The 14997-nt window shown below is 73.6% G+C and carries 15 protein-coding genes; 12 read left to right on the top strand and 3 right to left on the bottom strand.

The window, feature by feature from the left end:
* Positions 1 to 384: 384 nt before the first annotated feature.
* Together OG335_RS00410 and OG335_RS00405 are read left to right on the top strand one after the other, a co-directional pair.
* On the top strand, positions 385 to 1455 hold the full coding sequence (locus OG335_RS00410) for a glycoside hydrolase family 43 protein (RefSeq protein WP_405008938.1): 1071 nt from the start codon (positions 385 to 387) through the stop codon (positions 1453 to 1455).
* A 349-nt stretch (positions 1456 to 1804) separates the two neighbouring features.
* On the top strand, positions 1805 to 2944 hold the full coding sequence (locus tag OG335_RS00405) for a Rieske 2Fe-2S domain-containing protein (protein ID WP_405008939.1): 1140 nt from the start codon (positions 1805 to 1807) through the stop codon (positions 2942 to 2944).
* A 99-nt stretch (positions 2945 to 3043) separates the two neighbouring features.
* Here the strand turns inward: OG335_RS00405 and OG335_RS00400 are convergent, their stop codons facing one another.
* Both OG335_RS00400 and OG335_RS00395 read right to left on the bottom strand, forming a co-directional pair.
* A complete protein-coding gene (locus OG335_RS00400; protein ID WP_405008940.1) occupies positions 3044 to 3943 on the bottom strand; it encodes a lytic polysaccharide monooxygenase in 900 nt (299 codons plus the stop codon).
* 280 nt (positions 3944 to 4223) lie between these two features.
* Positions 4224 to 4466: a hypothetical protein gene (locus OG335_RS00395; protein WP_405008941.1), complete on the bottom strand. Its 243-nt coding sequence runs from the start codon at positions 4464 to 4466 to the stop codon at positions 4224 to 4226.
* A 185-nt stretch (positions 4467 to 4651) separates the two neighbouring features.
* Here OG335_RS00395 and OG335_RS00390 point away from each other — a divergent pair, with 185 nt between their 5' ends.
* Positions 4652 to 5920: a trans-sulfuration enzyme family protein gene (locus OG335_RS00390; RefSeq protein WP_405008942.1), complete on the top strand. Its 1269-nt coding sequence runs from the start codon at positions 4652 to 4654 to the stop codon at positions 5918 to 5920.
* A gap of 98 nt (positions 5921 to 6018) precedes the next feature.
* Positions 6019 to 6390 carry a ClpX C4-type zinc finger protein gene (locus OG335_RS00385; protein ID WP_405008943.1) on the top strand — a complete coding sequence of 124 codons (372 nt, stop codon included), beginning with the start codon at positions 6019 to 6021 and terminating at the stop codon, positions 6388 to 6390.
* Positions 6391 to 6487: 97 nt separating this feature from the next.
* Here the strand turns inward: OG335_RS00385 and OG335_RS00380 are convergent, their stop codons facing one another.
* Positions 6488 to 7222, bottom strand: coding sequence for an SDR family oxidoreductase (locus tag OG335_RS00380; RefSeq protein WP_405008952.1), 735 nt, complete (start codon positions 7220 to 7222; stop codon positions 6488 to 6490).
* A gap of 107 nt (positions 7223 to 7329) precedes the next feature.
* On the opposite strand from OG335_RS00380, the gene OG335_RS00375 reads away from it, so the two are divergent.
* From OG335_RS00375 to OG335_RS00340, 8 genes are all read left to right on the top strand, one after another.
* Positions 7330 to 7944, top strand: a complete 615-nt coding sequence (locus OG335_RS00375; protein ID WP_405008944.1) for a TetR/AcrR family transcriptional regulator — start codon at positions 7330 to 7332, stop codon at positions 7942 to 7944.
* Between the two features lie 267 nt (positions 7945 to 8211).
* Positions 8212 to 9387: a tyrosinase family protein gene (locus tag OG335_RS00370; protein ID WP_405008945.1), complete on the top strand. Its 1176-nt coding sequence runs from the start codon at positions 8212 to 8214 to the stop codon at positions 9385 to 9387.
* Between the two features lie 188 nt (positions 9388 to 9575).
* Positions 9576 to 9794 (top strand): hypothetical protein, encoded by a 219-nt coding sequence (locus OG335_RS00365; protein ID WP_405008946.1) that lies wholly within the window; start codon positions 9576 to 9578, stop codon positions 9792 to 9794.
* Between the two features lie 402 nt (positions 9795 to 10196).
* Complete coding sequence (locus OG335_RS00360) at positions 10197 to 10535, top strand: RNA polymerase-binding protein RbpA (protein WP_405008947.1); 339 nt, start codon at positions 10197 to 10199, stop codon at positions 10533 to 10535.
* Positions 10536 to 11391: 856 nt separating this feature from the next.
* A complete protein-coding gene (locus OG335_RS00355; protein WP_405008948.1) occupies positions 11392 to 11811 on the top strand; it encodes a hypothetical protein in 420 nt (139 codons plus the stop codon).
* 421 nt (positions 11812 to 12232) lie between these two features.
* Positions 12233 to 12523: a hypothetical protein gene (locus OG335_RS00350; RefSeq protein ID WP_405008951.1), complete on the top strand. Its 291-nt coding sequence runs from the start codon at positions 12233 to 12235 to the stop codon at positions 12521 to 12523.
* 384 nt (positions 12524 to 12907) lie between these two features.
* A complete protein-coding gene (locus OG335_RS00345; protein ID WP_405008949.1) occupies positions 12908 to 13783 on the top strand; it encodes an NAD(P)H-binding protein in 876 nt (291 codons plus the stop codon).
* Between the two features lie 207 nt (positions 13784 to 13990).
* Complete coding sequence (locus tag OG335_RS00340; RefSeq protein ID WP_405008950.1) at positions 13991 to 14704, top strand: TetR/AcrR family transcriptional regulator; 714 nt, start codon at positions 13991 to 13993, stop codon at positions 14702 to 14704.
* Positions 14705 to 14997: the final 293 nt, after the last annotated feature.

Genomic DNA, 14997 nt, shown 5'->3' with positions numbered 1-14997 from the left:
TCGTCGATTGTCCTGACGGATGCGGTCACCGATGGGCGGCCCGGGCCCCGGCCCCCGACTCGGTGGTCCACGGCGGTCCCGCATCGTCTCGGGTGGGTGCCGCTGGGGGCGCCGGCGTGTGTGCCGCGGCACGGATGCCGGGGGCGCGGCCGCCGAAAGTATTGACATGCCCAGCGCTGATCGGGATGCTGCGAGAGCGCTCTTCCATCGATGTAAAAGCCGGCCGGAAGCGGCAGGCCGACGTCGGGCCGGGGCGCCTCCCCGCCCTCTGCGATGCGGTCCTGAGCAGACGTCGTCCCCGTGCCCGGGTTCCCCGGCGGCGCGGTCGGCCGGCGGCACGGCGGCGCGGAGCCGATGCCGAGGACCGACGAAGGATCGGGGACCATGAAGCTCTCCCGCCGTCTCTCCGGTGTCGCCGCCGCCGTGCTCTCGGGCGTGCTCGCCGCCGTGCTGTCCGTGTCGTTCGCCGAGCCCGCCGGGGCGGGCCAGACCGGCCTGCGGGCCGCGGACCCGAGCGTGCTCCGGGTCGGCGGCACGTACGTGTCGGTGCAGTCGGCCAACGGCGGGATCGCCGTGCGGCAGGCCTCGTCGACCGCCGGACTGGCCTCGGCGCCCGCCCGGCAGGTGTGGTCGGACACCGCCGGCCGCGGTGAGGTCTGGGCCCCGGAGATCGTGACGGACGGCGGTCGCTACTACATCTACTTCACGGCCGGACGCGGCGCGGCCCACCGGATGTACGTCATCAGCTCCGCCGCCCCCGACAGTGGCTACACCGCCGAGACGAAGCTGGCGCTGCCGGACGACCGGTGGGCCATCGACGGGAGCATGTTCACCTTCAACGGGCAGCGCTGGTTCGTGTGGTCGGGCTGGGCCGGCACCACCGACGTCGAGCAGAACCTCTACATCGCGCGGATGAACGGCCCGACCGCGCCGACCGGCGCGCGGTACGTCATCTCGCAGCCACGGGAGGGCTGGGAGCGCGTGGTCGGCAACCCGTTCATCAACGAAGGGCCCGAGCCCATCAGGGACCCGAACGGGCAACTGCACATCACCTACTCCGCGAACGGAAGTTGGAGCGACCAGTACTGCCTGGCCGACCTGAGGCTCCGGGCGGGCGGCGACCCGACGTACGTGTGGGACTGGTACAAGTCCAACGGCTGCCTCTTCGGCTCCAACCGCTCGACGATGATGGCCGGTTGGGATCCGACGCTGCACGTCGACGGTCCCGGCCACCACAGCTTCGTGCTGCTGAACGGCGACATCGGCACGAGCCCGCCCGCCGGCCCGGCGTTCCCGCTGATGTTCCACGCCGTCCCGAAGGGCACGCCCTACGCGTGGGCGAACCGGTACTGGTACACCGGCACCTTCGCCTGGTGGGGCAACACCACCTACAGCCGCGCCAACGTCCCCGGTCCGACCACGGACACCGGCTGGAGCCTGAAGTTCTTCGAGTAGGCGGCAGTGGTCCGTCCGGGCCCGACCGCGGCTGTGCGCGGCCGTCCCCGGGTGGGTGCGGTGCCGGGGCCGGCCCGGCCGGACACCCCGGCGCGGGCCGCGGACTGCCGCGGTTGCCGTTCCTGCGGCCCGCGGTCACCGTGGGGAGGTGGAAGTCCCACGCGGCCGGCGGATCGCCCCCGGCCCCCGGGATGCCGGATCGACGCGATGCCGCGGGGAGCGCCCGCCGATCGACGGCCGCCCGCGCGGCCCGGCGGCGGGCCTCCCGGCCGCGCCGCGCACGCGCATCCCGGACACCCGGCGACCGGTGCGGCTGCGTCCTCCCGGCCCGAGCGCAAGGGAGCAGGAGATGACCGACGCCCGACCCGGAACGGACCGGCACCCCGTCGGCGGAACGCCGGGGCTCCCGCCGCGGCGGGTGAACGACCGCGGCGACGCCGTCACCGACCTGCGACGCATCGGGATCGACCCGGACTTCTGGTATCCCGTGGCCGTCGCCCGGAAGGTCGCCAAGGGGCGCACCTTCGCCGCCGTCTTCGCCGGTGAGCGGATCGCGCTCTACCGCGGCCGGAGCGGCCGGGTCTACGCCCTGGAGGACCGCTGCGCCCACCGCCAGGTGCCGCTGAGCATGGGCGTCGTGGAGGGCGACGTGCTGCGCTGCTGCTACCACGCCTGGGCCTACCGCGGGAACGGCCACATCTCGCAGATCCCGTACCTGCCCAAGGGGTGCGAGCGGCCGCCGCGCGGCGTGCGGTCGTACCCGGTCCGTGAGGCATACGGCCTGGTGTTCGTCTTCCCCGGCGACCCGGCGAAGGCCGAGACGGCGCCGTTCCCCGTGCTGCCGCAGTACGACGCGGCCTCGCACCGGACGATGACCTTCTCCCGCACCGTGCGGTGCCACTACTCGTTCATGCACGAGAACCTGCTCGACATGAACCACCAGTTCCTGCACCGGGGCGTGCTGGGCAGGATCCAGCCCGAACTCCTCGGCTACGAGAGCGGTCCGCGGTCCGTCGAGGCCCGTTACCTCTTCGTCCCCGCCGGCGGCAGGAAGGACCGCGGAGCCGGCCTCCTGTCCGCCGAGGGGATCGGCGGACGGGAGAGGCCCGACGTCGTCACCATCCGCACCGAGTACCCGTACCAGACCCTCCAGGACGTTCCCGAGGGTGCCGACCTCCCGGCGTTCTCCCTCTGGGCGGCTTACGTGCCGGAGGACGCGGAGCAGCGCACCTGCCACGCCTACGGCCTGCTGATGATCGCGAAGCCGCCGGTGCCCGGCGTGATCCACCTGGCGTGGCCGCTGATCCGGCGCTTCACCGAGCGGGTCTTCGCCCAGGACCGGACGGCGGTCGAGGCCGAGCAGCGGGCCTGGGACGAGCAGGGCGAGGACCGCAACCACGAGGTGTTCCCGCTGATCCTCGACGTTCGCGACGTCCTGCGCTCCAACGGGGTGCCTCTCGGCCCCGAAGCCGTCCGCGCCGAGGCGTAGCCCCGCGGGCCGGGGCCGCCCGCGCGATCCGGCGCCTCCGCGCCCGGGGCCCGTCGGACGCACCGTGCGTCCGACGGGCCCCGGCCGAGACGGTGCGGGCTACGCGGGCACGGCGGCGGTCCGCATGCGGCGGTACAGGAGGACGCCGGATGCGCCCGCCGACACCAGCGCGATGCCCACCACGCCCAGCATGGCGGTGGAGGAGGCCGAGGCGGTGGTGAAGGAGGCCGACGCGGGGGCGGCGGCCTGCGCTCCGGCGGCGGTCACGCCGTGGTCGTGGCGGGCCGTGGACCGGCCGGCGTCGGCGGCGAGCTGCTGCTCGGTCGGGTTGCCCGGGGCGGCCGCCGCGAGGGCGGCGGCACCGGCGGTGCCGCCGAAGTCGACGTCGGCGCAGCCGTAGAACGCCTCCGGGCTGTCGGTCCGCTGCCACACCTGGTACACCAGTTGGCGCCCGGTGCGGCTGGGCAGGGTGCCGCTGAAGGTGTAGTAGCCGTTGGTGGCGGTCCGGCCGGTGGCGTACTCCGCCACGGGGTGGGCGAGGTCGAGGTCGGACCACTTGAGCGGCTGGGTGGGGTTGTAACCGCTGTTGGTGACGTAGAGCGTCATGACGCCCTGGTGGGGGGCGGTGACGCGGAAGTTGAAGGTGGTGACGCCCGCCTTGACGGTGGTGGCCGGCCAGTCCGTGCGGGCCATGTCGAGCGCCTTGTACTTGTCGCGGTTGGCCGAGCACAGCTTGCCGTCCGGGATGATCTGCCGGCTGCGGCCGTTGGCGTCCGCGATGTTGACCTCGTTCCAGTCGTAGAGCGGCTGGGTGCCGCTCATCGCGACGAGGTCCTTGCACACCTGGGACTGGGGGTGCTCCGGTCCCTCGGCGTAGCAGGCGGCGATCCGGCTGGTGGGGCCGTAGAGCGAACCGTGGGCGCCGGCGCTGCCGGCGGCCGTGACCACGACGCCGGCCGTCAGCGCGCCGACGGCCAGGAGTCTGCGGGTCCAGGACATGGTTCTCCTCGGGAGAGATCGGGTCGGTTGTGGGGGACGGCGCAAGCCCGGGGAGCGGCGGGCGGCACGGCGTGGACCCGACACGCCGTGACCGGAAGGGAGCTTAGATTGGCCTATACCAATTGACAAGGGGTCTGGTGTCCAACGGTTCTGACGGCTTGTCCGGCCGGAGGCCACCGGCCCGCGGTCGAGGGCGCGGTTCCTGTGCGGTTCCTGCGCGGGCGTGCACAGGTCGGCAGCCGGCAGCCGTGGGCAGCGGCCGGCGGCCGGTGGCCGGAGCTCAGGGGGTGTGGATTTCGCACGCCGGACCCGGATCGTGGTCGCAGCGGCTGACCGGCACGAGGGAGGCCAGGCCCCACAGGCCCAGGGCCAGGCCGCACAGGACGGGCACGACGACCGCGGCCCGCAGGGCGACGACCGCCTTGGTCCTGCCGTCCAGGCAGCGCACGGTCAGGTGCATCGCGGCCGGGATCCAGATCAGCATCACGGACATCGCCAGGAAGAACCACCCGTTGGTGCTCACCGCAGGATGATGCCCGCGGCGGGGCACCCCCATGCGCGAGCCGTGGCGCACCGTGTCGGCCGTGGGCCGGTGGCAGGAATTGGACGACAGCCTGCGCTTTCGGTGCTGTCGCGGCACGGGTGGGACGGCGGAGGATCGTCGGGGACACCTGTGCGGTGCCCGAGACCGCTCCGGAGGATCCACCGATGTCCCTGGCCGAACCAGCCCCGCCCGTCGACCGTGCGACCCCCGCCGCGGACCGGCACCGGACCGTGGCCGTCCGCCCTCCCGCCCCGCCCGCGGTCCCGGCTCCGGCCGTGGGGCGGGGCGCGGGCCGTCCGGCCGTGCCGCCCGTGCACCGGGCGGCGACCTTCACGTTCGAGTCGTCCGCGGAGTTCGCCGCCGTCATGGCGGACCACACCCTCGGCTACGTCTACAGCCGGATCGACAACCCGACCAGCGACACCTTCGCCGCGGCCGTCGCCGCGCTGGAGGGCGCGGAGGCCGGGCAGCCGTTCTCCTCGGGGATGGCCGCGATCACGACCACGCTGCTCGCCTTCCTCTCCGCGGGCGACCATGTCGTCGCGCAGCGCAGCCTGTACGGCGGCACGCACCACGTGCTCACCCGGCTGCTGCCGCGCTGGGGCATCGGGGTGTCCCTGGTCGACTCGCCGGGAGAGGCGGCCGCCGCGATGTCCGCCACCACCCGCCTGGTGTGGTGCGAGACGATCTCGAACCCGACCCTGCGTGTGGCGGACATCCCCGGCTTCGCCGAGGCCGCGCACCGGGGCGGCGCGCTGCTCGTCGTCGACTCGACCTTCGCCACGCCGTCCGTCTGCCGACCGCTCGCCCTGGGTGCCGACCTCGTGCTCCACTCCGCCACCAAGTACATCGGCGGGCACAGCGACGCCACGGGGGGAGTGGTCGTCGGCGACCGCCGCCACCTGGAGCCCGTCCGGGCCCTGCGGACCGAACTCGGCGGCACCCTGGCCCCGGACGAGGCGTTCCTGCTCCTGCGAGGACTGCAGACGCTGCCGCTGCGCGTCGAGCGGCAGAACCGCACCGCCGCGCTGCTGGCCGCCGCCCTGCACGGGCATCCGGCCGTCGCGGCGGTCGACTTCCCCGGACTCCCGGGCCACCCCGACCACGACCGCGCCGTCGCCCTGTTCGAACCCGGCCGGTTCGGCGGCATCGTCACCGTCACCCCGTACGGCGGCGCGGAGACCGCGCAACGGCTCTGCGACAGCCTGCGGCTGTGCGACATCGTCACCTCCCTCGGCGGCACGACCACCGGCGTGTCCCACGTGGCGTCGACCAGCCACCGCCAGCTGGGGGAGGAGGAACTCGCTGCGGCGGGCATCGCACCCGGCGCGATCCGGATCGCGGTGGGCCTGGAGAACCCGGACGACCTCATCGCCGACTTCGCCGGCGCGCTCGGCGCGCTCGCCGCGCCGCCGCAGGCCGGCCGCGCCTGACGGACCCGGCGCGGGCGGACGCGCCGCCGCACGGTTGTCAGGGTGGCCCTGACGGCGCTAGCCTCCTGTCAGGGAACGCCTGACAGGAGGGGTGCGGCATGTCTGCTGCCACGGCCGAGCACGACGGCCTGCGATGCTCGTTCTGCGGCGCGTCCGAGGCCGAGGTCGACAAGCTGGTCACCGGGCCCGGGGTGTACATCTGCAACAAGTGCGTCGATCTGGCCGGCTCGATCGTGGCGGAGTACCTCGGGAAGCCGGTCGACCTCCGGCTCCCGCTGCGCAGCGAGATGACCGACGAGCAGGTGCTCGACCGGCTCCCGCGCGTCGCTGCGGTCGCGGACCAGGTGGAGGCGGACCTGCGGGGGTGGGTCCAGGAGCTCCGTCGGCGCGGTGTGACCTGGGCGAGGATCGGCGAGGCGCTCGGCATCACCCGCCAGTCGGCCTGGGGGCGGTTCTCCGGCGAGGAGTGACCCCCGGCGCGGGCGTGCGGCAGGGCGGGTTCGTGGCGGTCGCCCCGGGGCGGCGGCGTGGGGGGCGCCCGGTGTCGCGCGGAGGCTGCGTCGCCGCTCAGGCGATGCCGCCGTTGGCGAAGATGACCTGTCCGTTGACCCATCGGCCCGGGCCGGCGAGGAACGCGACGGTCTCGGCGATGTCCTCCGGCGTGGCGATGCGCTCCAGCGGGGGCTGCGCGGCCAGGCGGTCGAGGGTCTCCCGGTCCTTGCCGTCGAGGAAGAGCGGAGTGGCGGTGGGGCCGGGCGCGACCGCGTTGACGGTGATGTCGCGGCCGCGCATCTCGCGGGCCAGCACCAGGGTCATGGCCTCGACGGCGCCCTTGCTGGCGGCGTAGGCGGCGTAGCCGGGGGGTGCCAGCCGGGTGACCGAGGTGGAGAACGTGACGATGGCGCCGCCGCCCCGGACACGGCGGGCCGCCTGCTGGGTGACCACGAACGTGCCGCGGATGTTGGTGCGGTGCAGTCGGTCGAGCGCGTCCAGGTCGAAGTCGGCGACCGGTCCGAGGACCATGGCGCCGGCGGTGTGGACCACGACGTCGATCCCGCCGAAGGCGGCGCCGACCGCGTCGAAGGCCTCGGCCATCGCGGCCTCGTCGGCGACGTCGCCGGTCACGGCGATCGCCCGGCCGTCCGTCGCCCCGATGGCGGCGACGGTCTCCTCGGCGGCGGTCCTGTTGCCGGCGTAGTGGACGCCGACCGCCATGCCGTCGGCGGCGAGGCGTCGGGCGACGGCGCGGCCGATGCCGCCGGAGGCGCCGGTGACCAGGGCAACGCGTGCGGTGTCGGACATGGTGATGCCTTCTCTCTCTTATGAACGCCACGTCCATATAATCACGTTGTGAACGCTGCGTCCATATGTCATCGTGGACCCGGCGGGTCGACACGGGAGGTCAACGCATGCCGGAGCGCCCGGAGCAGGACGAGGCACCGAAGGTCCGGCGCGGCCGCGGCCGGCGCCCCGCGGCGGAGGTACGGGCCGACGCCCTCGACGCGGCCGGAGCCCTGCTGCTCGACAGGGGCATGGCCCAGTTCACCATCGAGGCCGTGGCCGACACGGCAGGCGTCAGCAGGACCACGATCTACAAGTGGTGGCCGTCGAAGGGCGCGCTCGCGCTCGACGGCTACTTCCACGCCGTCGAGTCCGCGCTGACCTTCCCCGACAGCGGCGACATCGAGGCGGACCTGCGGGCACAGCTCCGGGCGTTCGTCCACGTCGTCACCGAGACCCCTGCCGGGCGGGTGATCGCCGAACTCATCGGCCAGGCGCAGACCGACCCCGACCTGTCCGCCGCCCTGCTGGAACGCTACTCCGGCCCGCGCCGCGCGCTCGCGGTGGAGGCGATCGGGCAGGCCCGGTCACGCGGCGAACTGCGCGCCGGCATCGACCCCGAGGTCCTCGTCGACCAGCTCTGGGGCGCCTGCTACCACCGCCTGCTGATGCCCAACCTGCCGCTCACCCGGGCGTTCGCCGACAGCCTGGTCGACAACCTCGTACGCGGCATCAGGGCCTGACCCGCTTGCGGCGGCGGGCGGTTCCCTCCGCGGCCCCGGATTCCGGTACCGGAGGAGGGCCCGCCCGCGCGGCCCCGGTTGCGGTCGCGGCCCCGGCCCCGGCCCCGGTCGCTGTCGCTGTCGCTGTCGCGCGGAGGGTACCGGCGCCGCGGGTCGGACGCCAACGGTGGTTCCCGTGTTGCCCGGTGAGCCGTCCGGGTCGACCCTGAAGCGGGGGTTCGGAGCCCGCACGCGCGGCGCGCGTACGGCAGGACAGCAGGAGCGGCCATGACTCTCGTCCGCAGGAACCAGGCCATGCTGAGTCGCAAGGAGAAAGCCCAATACGTCCAGGCCGTGCTGAAGCTCAAGGAAACGGGCGTCTACGACAACTACATCACCGAGCACGCGGCGATCACCTACTACGGCCACGGCGGTCCGAGCTTCCTCCCCTGGCACAGGGAGTTCCTGCGGAGGTTCGAACTGGACCTGCAGAGCGTCAACCCCGGTGTCACCCTGCCCTACTGGGACTGGACGGTCGACAGGACCGAGAAGGCGTCGATCTGGGACGACGTCTTCATGGGCGGCAACGGGCGTCCGAGCGACGGAATGGTGACGACCGGGCGGTTCTCCGGGACGGAGGGCAACTGGAAGTGTCTCAGGATCGGCGTCGAACCCGATTACCTCACAAGGGAGTTCGGCGTTCAGAGCGATCACCTGCCGACCGGGGACGACGTCGACGAGTGCCTCCAGGTCCTCCCGTACGACGAACCGCCGTGGGACGCGAGGAGCAGGGCGAGCTTCCGCAACTTCCTCGAGGGCGGGATCGGGCCGAACATCCACAACCGGGTGCACCTGTGGGTCGGCGGACAGATGATCCCGCTGAGCTCGCCGAACGACCCGGTGTTCTTCCTGCACCACGCCAACACCGACCGCCTGTGGGCCCAGTGGCAGACCGATCAGCGGGCGCCGTACGAGCCGCAGGAAGGTGCCGAGCAGGGGCAGAACGCGGGCGACCCCATGATTCCCTGGGGCGGCGACACCACCATCGACAGCGTCCTGAACCACCGCGACCTCGACTACATGTACGACAGTGAAGATCCTCTCGCCGAAGGCGACCGCATGCTCCCGGGCGATGTCCTCTATCCCGGCGGCTCGCTGGAGTACCGGGACGGCAAACTCCTCCTGTACACCTTCGAGTACACGCCCGAGGGGGCCCTGGTACTGACCGACATCCGCAACAACCGGGAGATGTGGACCACCGGCCCGCTCCCCGGCATCCCCGGCCTGCTCAGGATGCAGCCGGAGGGCGACCTCGTCGTGTTCGACGGTGACGGCGTCACCAGGAGGTGGAGTTCGCAGACCGCGGGCAACCCCGGCAGCCGCTTCTACGTCACCTACCGCGGTACGGCGGCCATCTACGCCCCGGACCCCGATCGGGAGACCTGGTGGGAGCCGAAGGGCTGACCCGGCACAGGGCGGACGAAGGGGGGAGGCCCGGCCCCTGCCGCGTTCGGGGATCGTGGGGCGCGCGCTCTGTGGTGCGAATTCTGCCGTCGTTGTCCCCGATCGGGCCGGGCCGTGCGGCGGCAGGTGTGTGATCGCGCTCTGTAACCTGGTCGAGAGTGCGGGCCCCGGGGTGCAAGACTGGGATCATGACCCTCGACCGTCGCAGCCTCGGGCTGCCTGTTTTCTCCGAGCCCGCTGCCGAGCCGCCCCTCCCCGCGCAGAGCGGCGGCCGTCGGCCGTTGCCGGTGGAACAGGGCGCCGCCTTCCGTGAGCCGCCCGGTGAGGACGTGGTCGCGCCTGCCGCGGTCCGCCGCCCTCTCGCCGTCGACGACCTGACCTTCTCGGACCCGGACCGGCCGATCTGACCGGCGGTGGGTGGCCGGCCGTCCGGCAGGTCACCCATGTGTCATCCGGTGCGTACCCCGGCAGGGTCCGGGCCGGCGGGGCACCGTCCCGGGACGGACGCTGCGCCGGTGGCCGGTGGCCGGTGGCCGGTACCGATGACCGGTACCTGGCCGGTACTGATGAGCAGCAGGACCCGGCCGGGCCCGGCGGCCGGAGGGACGGCACCCCGCCGGGCCGCGGCGGCCTCGGCAGCAGCCCCGATCCGGGCCTCCGCGGCGCCGCGAACAGCCGGAGTCTGAGCCGCCGCCGACGGGCCGAGTACCTGCGCGGGGACCGCGGACTGTGTGCACCCGCGAGTGGCCTTACGCTTGGCGTCCCCATGCACATCCGAGGCGTGGACATCGTGGCCTAGGAGAGCGAACGTGGCACAGGGACGTAGCGGTATCAGGGGTGCCCGAATCGGGTCGGGGCCGATGGGCGAGCCCGAGCGTGGTGACCTCGCTCCTCGCACACTGGCGTCGTTCTGGTGCGGCAACGGCCACCACACGCAGCTGAGCTTCGCGGTCGAGGCCGTGGTCCCGGAGACGTGGGACTGCCCCCGGTGCGGGTTGCCTGCCGGCCCCGACCCGGACAACGTGCCCGTCGCCTCGGGCAACGCCCCCTACATGACGCACCTGGGCTACGTCCGGCAGCGCCGGACCCAGGAGGACGGCGAGATCCTGCTCAACGAGGCACTGGCCAAGCTGCGCGGGACGATCTGACCGTCCGGGACGGTGCCGGCCGGCTGTCCGGTCGCGCGGGAGCAGGCCCGGACCCGTCCGGAGCGTGCACGCTCCGACCGGGCCGGCCCCGGCCCGGTCGCTCCGCTGCCGGGGTTCACCGCAGGGTGAGCGGCGGCTCTGATGCGAGCCGGGTCGGCTTCTCGGGGTCGCGGACGCAGGAGAGGCCGGCGATGCGGGCATCTCGTACGCGACGGTGAAGAGCAGGTTGCGGCGGGCGACGAAGGTGCCGGTCGCCGGGTCGGTGCCGAGGTCGGTCATGCCCTCCCGGCTCTTCTCCTTCGCGGTCGGCGCGGGCAGCCGTCGGTGAACGCGCCTGCGGGAAAAGGTCTCTGACGGTGCGGCAGGCTGCGGCCCGCCGGTGCGGTCGGGGACGTCCGACAGCCGTCCGGACCGGAACGGACGTCTCGTCAGGCCGTCGGCCGGACGTTCGCCGGTGCCCCGTCGGCACCGCGCGTCACCGACGTCACCTTCGTGTCGGGCCGTCGAGCACGGCCACGCCGAGCGCGGCCGGCCGCCGGGCGACCGGGCGCCGGCCCCGCGGGTGCGGGGACGGGCCGGGCGCCCCGCCGCACGCCAGGACCGGCCGGTCGTGCCGGGTGGGGGAGGGTGCGGCGCGGAAGAGGCCTCTTGTCGACACGCGGCTGTCATGGTTTGATCACGACGGTTCTTGTGGGAGGCCGCCGGCGGTGGGCGCCGCACCGACGTGTGCGGGCACCGTGCGGACGGCGGGGTCGTGTCGGGGGTGATGGGCCTGTTCGCGGATGCTGATCCGGTCGGGGGAGTCGACGAGCCGACTCCGGCGGAGCTTCGGGACCTTCAGGCGCGTACGGACGCGTTGGCGCAGGACGTCGCCGTGATGCGGGAGCGGTTGAGGCAGCAGTCGGGCCTGCCCCGCGCCGTGCGGGGATCCCTGCCGGGCGTGGACGACGCCCTCGTGCAGGCGTCCCGGCGGATCGGGGCCGCGGCCGAGAGGCTGGCGCGGGTCCGCGCGGCCCAGTGGCCGGGTTCGTGCACGGCGTGGTGGGGGCTCTGTCCGAGCTGCGGATCGACGCTGAGCGCGGAGGACGGCTGCTCCTGGTGCGAGGAGTGCGGCGCCGGATGGGGCTACGACCGGTCGCAGGGGCCGTGCGGGGAACCGGGCGTCTTCCTGGCGATGGACGCGCAGGGCGGGACGGTCGTCGTGTGCGGCGGTCACGGCCGGTACATGCAGGAGCGCCTCGACGGCGGGCTGCTGCTGGAGATCCCCACGGTGTAGAGCTGCTGTCCCGACGGCACCCGATCGAGGACTCGTGCCGTCCCGGCTTCGGTCGGAGCGGGCTGGATCCGGCGCGGCCTCCACCCTGCTGGTGCCGAGGGTGGAGCAGGCGGTGCCGCGCCCGCACGTGCTGATGATCCGACCGGGACCGCGGCGGGAGCCGACGCTTTCGGCGCTGTGACCCCGCAGGGTGATGGTTGATGTGCGATCTGTGCCCGGGTGCGTACGGGGCGCTACCGTCTCCTTGCAGGAGGTGGCGTTCGATGGCGGAACCGCAGGTCTGTCCAGGGTGCAGTGGGCGGCGTGGCACGGAGAGGACCCGGCGCACGGTGGAGACCGACGGCCAGGGCGACCGGGTGGCGCGTGAGCACCGGTTCCGGTCGCCGTGCGGCCGGTGCGGCGGGGCGGGGGTGGTGTACGGATGAGGGCCGTGTTCCTGTGCCAGGAGTGCGCCACGCACTACCTGCCGCCGGAGGGTCTGGAGTACGGCGACGGTCCGGCGAGCCCGGTGTGGTGCTCGGTCTGCCAGGCGCGTGCGGCCGCGCTCGGCATTCCGGAACCGGCGCTCGCGCGGATGCTGGCGCTCCGCGCCGCCGAACAGCAGGCACGCCCCGCGGCCGACGAGCCGCGGCGCCCGGACGTGCGGCCGTCGCGTCCGGCCCGCACCCGTCGAGCGGGGACCGGTCCGGGCACCCGGAGCCGACTCGGCTGATCCGCCGGGCATGAGGACGCCCCGCACTCCTCCGGGAGGGCGGGGCGGTCTCGCATCCCGACCTCGGGCCCCGCTCGCGGTGGCCGCCGCACCTGTGCCCGTCGTGCGTGGAGTGCCTCGCGGCTGCCCCGGCGGTCGGGCCGCCGGTTGCTGTCCGCAGGCTGCTGTCGGCGGGGCGGGTGAAGGCGGTGATGAGGCCGCTCACGGCCGCGTCCGTCGATGCGGACTGCACGGATCCTCCGTTGTTTCCGGTGATAGCGGCGAACGGCTAGCGATTTGCGGAATCGACGGAAACGTTCAATGATTATCACTGGAAACGGGGTTGCGGTGAGGCCTGTCCGGCGCGGCGCGCCCCCGTCCGGCACTGCACCACAGGAGGCTTCCGTGATTGTCGTTACCGCTCCCACCGGCCGGATCGGCCACCAGGTCATCGATGCGCTGCTCGCCGACGGTCAGCCGCTCCGGGTGATCGCCCGTGACGCCGCCCGACTGGCTCCGCAGACGCGTGAGCGGGTGGAGGTGGTGCAGGGCTCGCACAGCGACCCCGAGGTGCTCGCCGAGGCGTTCAAGGGCGCCGACAGCGTCCTGTGGCTGGTGCCGCCCAACCCCCGCGCCGACGAGATCCATGACCACTACCTCGGCTTCACCCGCGCCGCCTGCGACGCCTTCAAGGCCCAGGGCGTCGAGCGCGTCGTCGGCATCACGAGCCTGGGCCGCGCCTACGGCAAGCACGCCGGTCTGCTGTCGCCCGCGTTCGCGATGGACGACATGATCGAGAGCGCCGGGGTGAACTACCGGGCTCTGGCCATGCCGTTCTTCATGGAGAACCTCTTCGGTCAGGTCGGGGCGATCGAGGCGCAGGGGATGTTCTTCCTGGCGAACTCCGCGGACCGTCCGCTGGCGATCGTCGCCACCCGGGACATCGCCGCAGTCGCCGCCGACCTGCTCTCCGACGGCTCCTGGACCGGGCAGGCCACCGTCCCGGTCGTCGGGGACGTGTTGTCCCCCGAGGCCATGGCGCAGGTCCTGTCCGAGGTGCTGGAGCGGCCGGTCCGCTTCCGGCAGGTCGGCGCGCAGGCGTACAAGGCCACGATGGCGCAGTACGGCCTGAGCGACGCCTGGGCGCAGGGCCTGGTCGACATGGCCGCCGCGCAGAACGACGGCATCTACGACGCGGAGCAGAGTGCGCTGGAATCGCCCGCCCCCACCGACTTCCGCCGGTGGTGTCAGGACGTGCTCAAGCCCGCCTTCCCGGCCTGAGCCGTCCCCCGCACCGGTCTGCGAGCATCGATGGGGGCAAGGGTTCGGGCGTGCGTGCCCGGCGGTGAGCCGCTCCGCCGGGCGGGCTGCGATCCGCGGTGGACGGGGTCGGCGTCCCGGCCCGGGCGGTGGCTCCCGGTGCTGCTCCGGTGGGCCGGTCCGAGGCGGGTGTTCAGTCGGAATCGAGAATCTGTTACCATCGGAAACGTGGAGACCGAGAAGCCTGCCGGCATCGACAAGCACCGAGAGCGGGTCATCGCCGCCGCGGCGAAGCTCCTCGCCGAGGGCGGCCGAGAGGCCGTCTCCACACGCGCCGTCAGCGCGGCGGCCGGCACTCAGGCCCCCACCATCTACCGCCTCTTCGGGGACAAGCAGGGACTGCTCGACGCCGTGGCCGCTCACGGGTGGGCCCGGCACCTGGAGGAGGAGGCCGCCATCCGGCCGACGGGTGACCCCGTCGAGGATCTGCGGACCGGCTGGGAACTGAACATCGCCTTCGCGCTCGCCAACCCCGCCCTGTACTGCCTCATGTACGGCGAACCCCGTCCGGGCGGGGCCGCCTCGCCCGCCGCAGCTGCCGCCTTCGCCCACCTCTCCTCGTACATCCGCAGCGTCGCCCAGGCGGGCCGCCTGAGCGTCGGCGAAGAGCGCGCAGCCCGACTCGTCCAGGCCGCCGGCAGCGGAACCGCGCTCGCACTGATCGCCACGGCCGGTGACCGGCGTGACCTCACCCTCTCCGACCTCGCCCGCGAGGCGGTCATCGCGGCCATCACCACCGGCCCGTCCACTGGGAGTTCGCCCGGCCCGGCCGGCGCCGCGGTCACCCTTCGGTCCGTCCTCCCGCAGACCTCCGCCCTGACCACCAACGAGCGCGGGCTCCTGGAGGACTGGCTCGACCGCATCGCCGGCGAGCGGCCGTAGCGGCTCTCACCCGGCTGCCGCCCGACCTCGTGACCCCGCGACCCCGGCATCCCCGGCCCCCGGAATCCCCGGGGACCGCGCGGGTGCCGGAGGCAGGATGCGGACGACGCGCTGACCGGCCGTGGGAACCGGCGCCGACTGCCCTGACCCGCGCGGCAGTCACGTGGAGCGATCAGGGGCGGCGAGGCTCGCGGGGACGAGGCCGGCGGCCGTCCTCGGGACGGCCGCCGGCCTCGTCCCCGCGAGCCTCGCCGCCCCTGGATCGCTCCACGTGACTGCCGCGCGGGTCAGGG

Source organism: Kitasatospora sp. NBC_01539, assembly GCF_045040525.1.
In the GTDB taxonomy this organism is placed as follows: Bacteria; Actinomycetota; Actinomycetes; order Streptomycetales; family Streptomycetaceae; genus Kitasatospora.
The sequence above is the reverse complement of the archived record's forward strand: the minus strand, read 5'-3'. Positions and strand labels throughout refer to the sequence as shown.

Excerpts from the sequence above, each read along its gene's own strand:
- OG335_RS00405 (WP_405008939.1), top strand. The coding sequence starts at position 1,805 with ATGACCGACGCCCGACCCGGAACGGACCGGCACCCCGTCGGCGGAACG.
- OG335_RS00370 (WP_405008945.1), top strand. The coding sequence starts at position 8,212 with ATGACTCTCGTCCGCAGGAACCAGGCCATGCTGAGTCGCAAGGAGAAA.
- OG335_RS00365 (WP_405008946.1), top strand. The coding sequence starts at position 9,576 with ATGACCCTCGACCGTCGCAGCCTCGGGCTGCCTGTTTTCTCCGAGCCC.
- OG335_RS00390 (WP_405008942.1), top strand. The coding sequence starts at position 4,652 with ATGTCCCTGGCCGAACCAGCCCCGCCCGTCGACCGTGCGACCCCCGCC.
- OG335_RS00400 (WP_405008940.1), bottom strand. The coding sequence starts at position 3,943 with ATGTCCTGGACCCGCAGACTCCTGGCCGTCGGCGCGCTGACGGCCGGC.
- OG335_RS00380 (WP_405008952.1), bottom strand. The coding sequence starts at position 7,222 with ATGTCCGACACCGCACGCGTTGCCCTGGTCACCGGCGCCTCCGGCGGC.
- OG335_RS00375 (WP_405008944.1), top strand. The coding sequence starts at position 7,330 with ATGCCGGAGCGCCCGGAGCAGGACGAGGCACCGAAGGTCCGGCGCGGC.
- OG335_RS00410 (WP_405008938.1), top strand. The coding sequence starts at position 385 with ATGAAGCTCTCCCGCCGTCTCTCCGGTGTCGCCGCCGCCGTGCTCTCG.
- OG335_RS00385 (WP_405008943.1), top strand. The coding sequence starts at position 6,019 with ATGTCTGCTGCCACGGCCGAGCACGACGGCCTGCGATGCTCGTTCTGC.
- OG335_RS00350 (WP_405008951.1), top strand. The coding sequence starts at position 12,233 with ATGAGGGCCGTGTTCCTGTGCCAGGAGTGCGCCACGCACTACCTGCCG.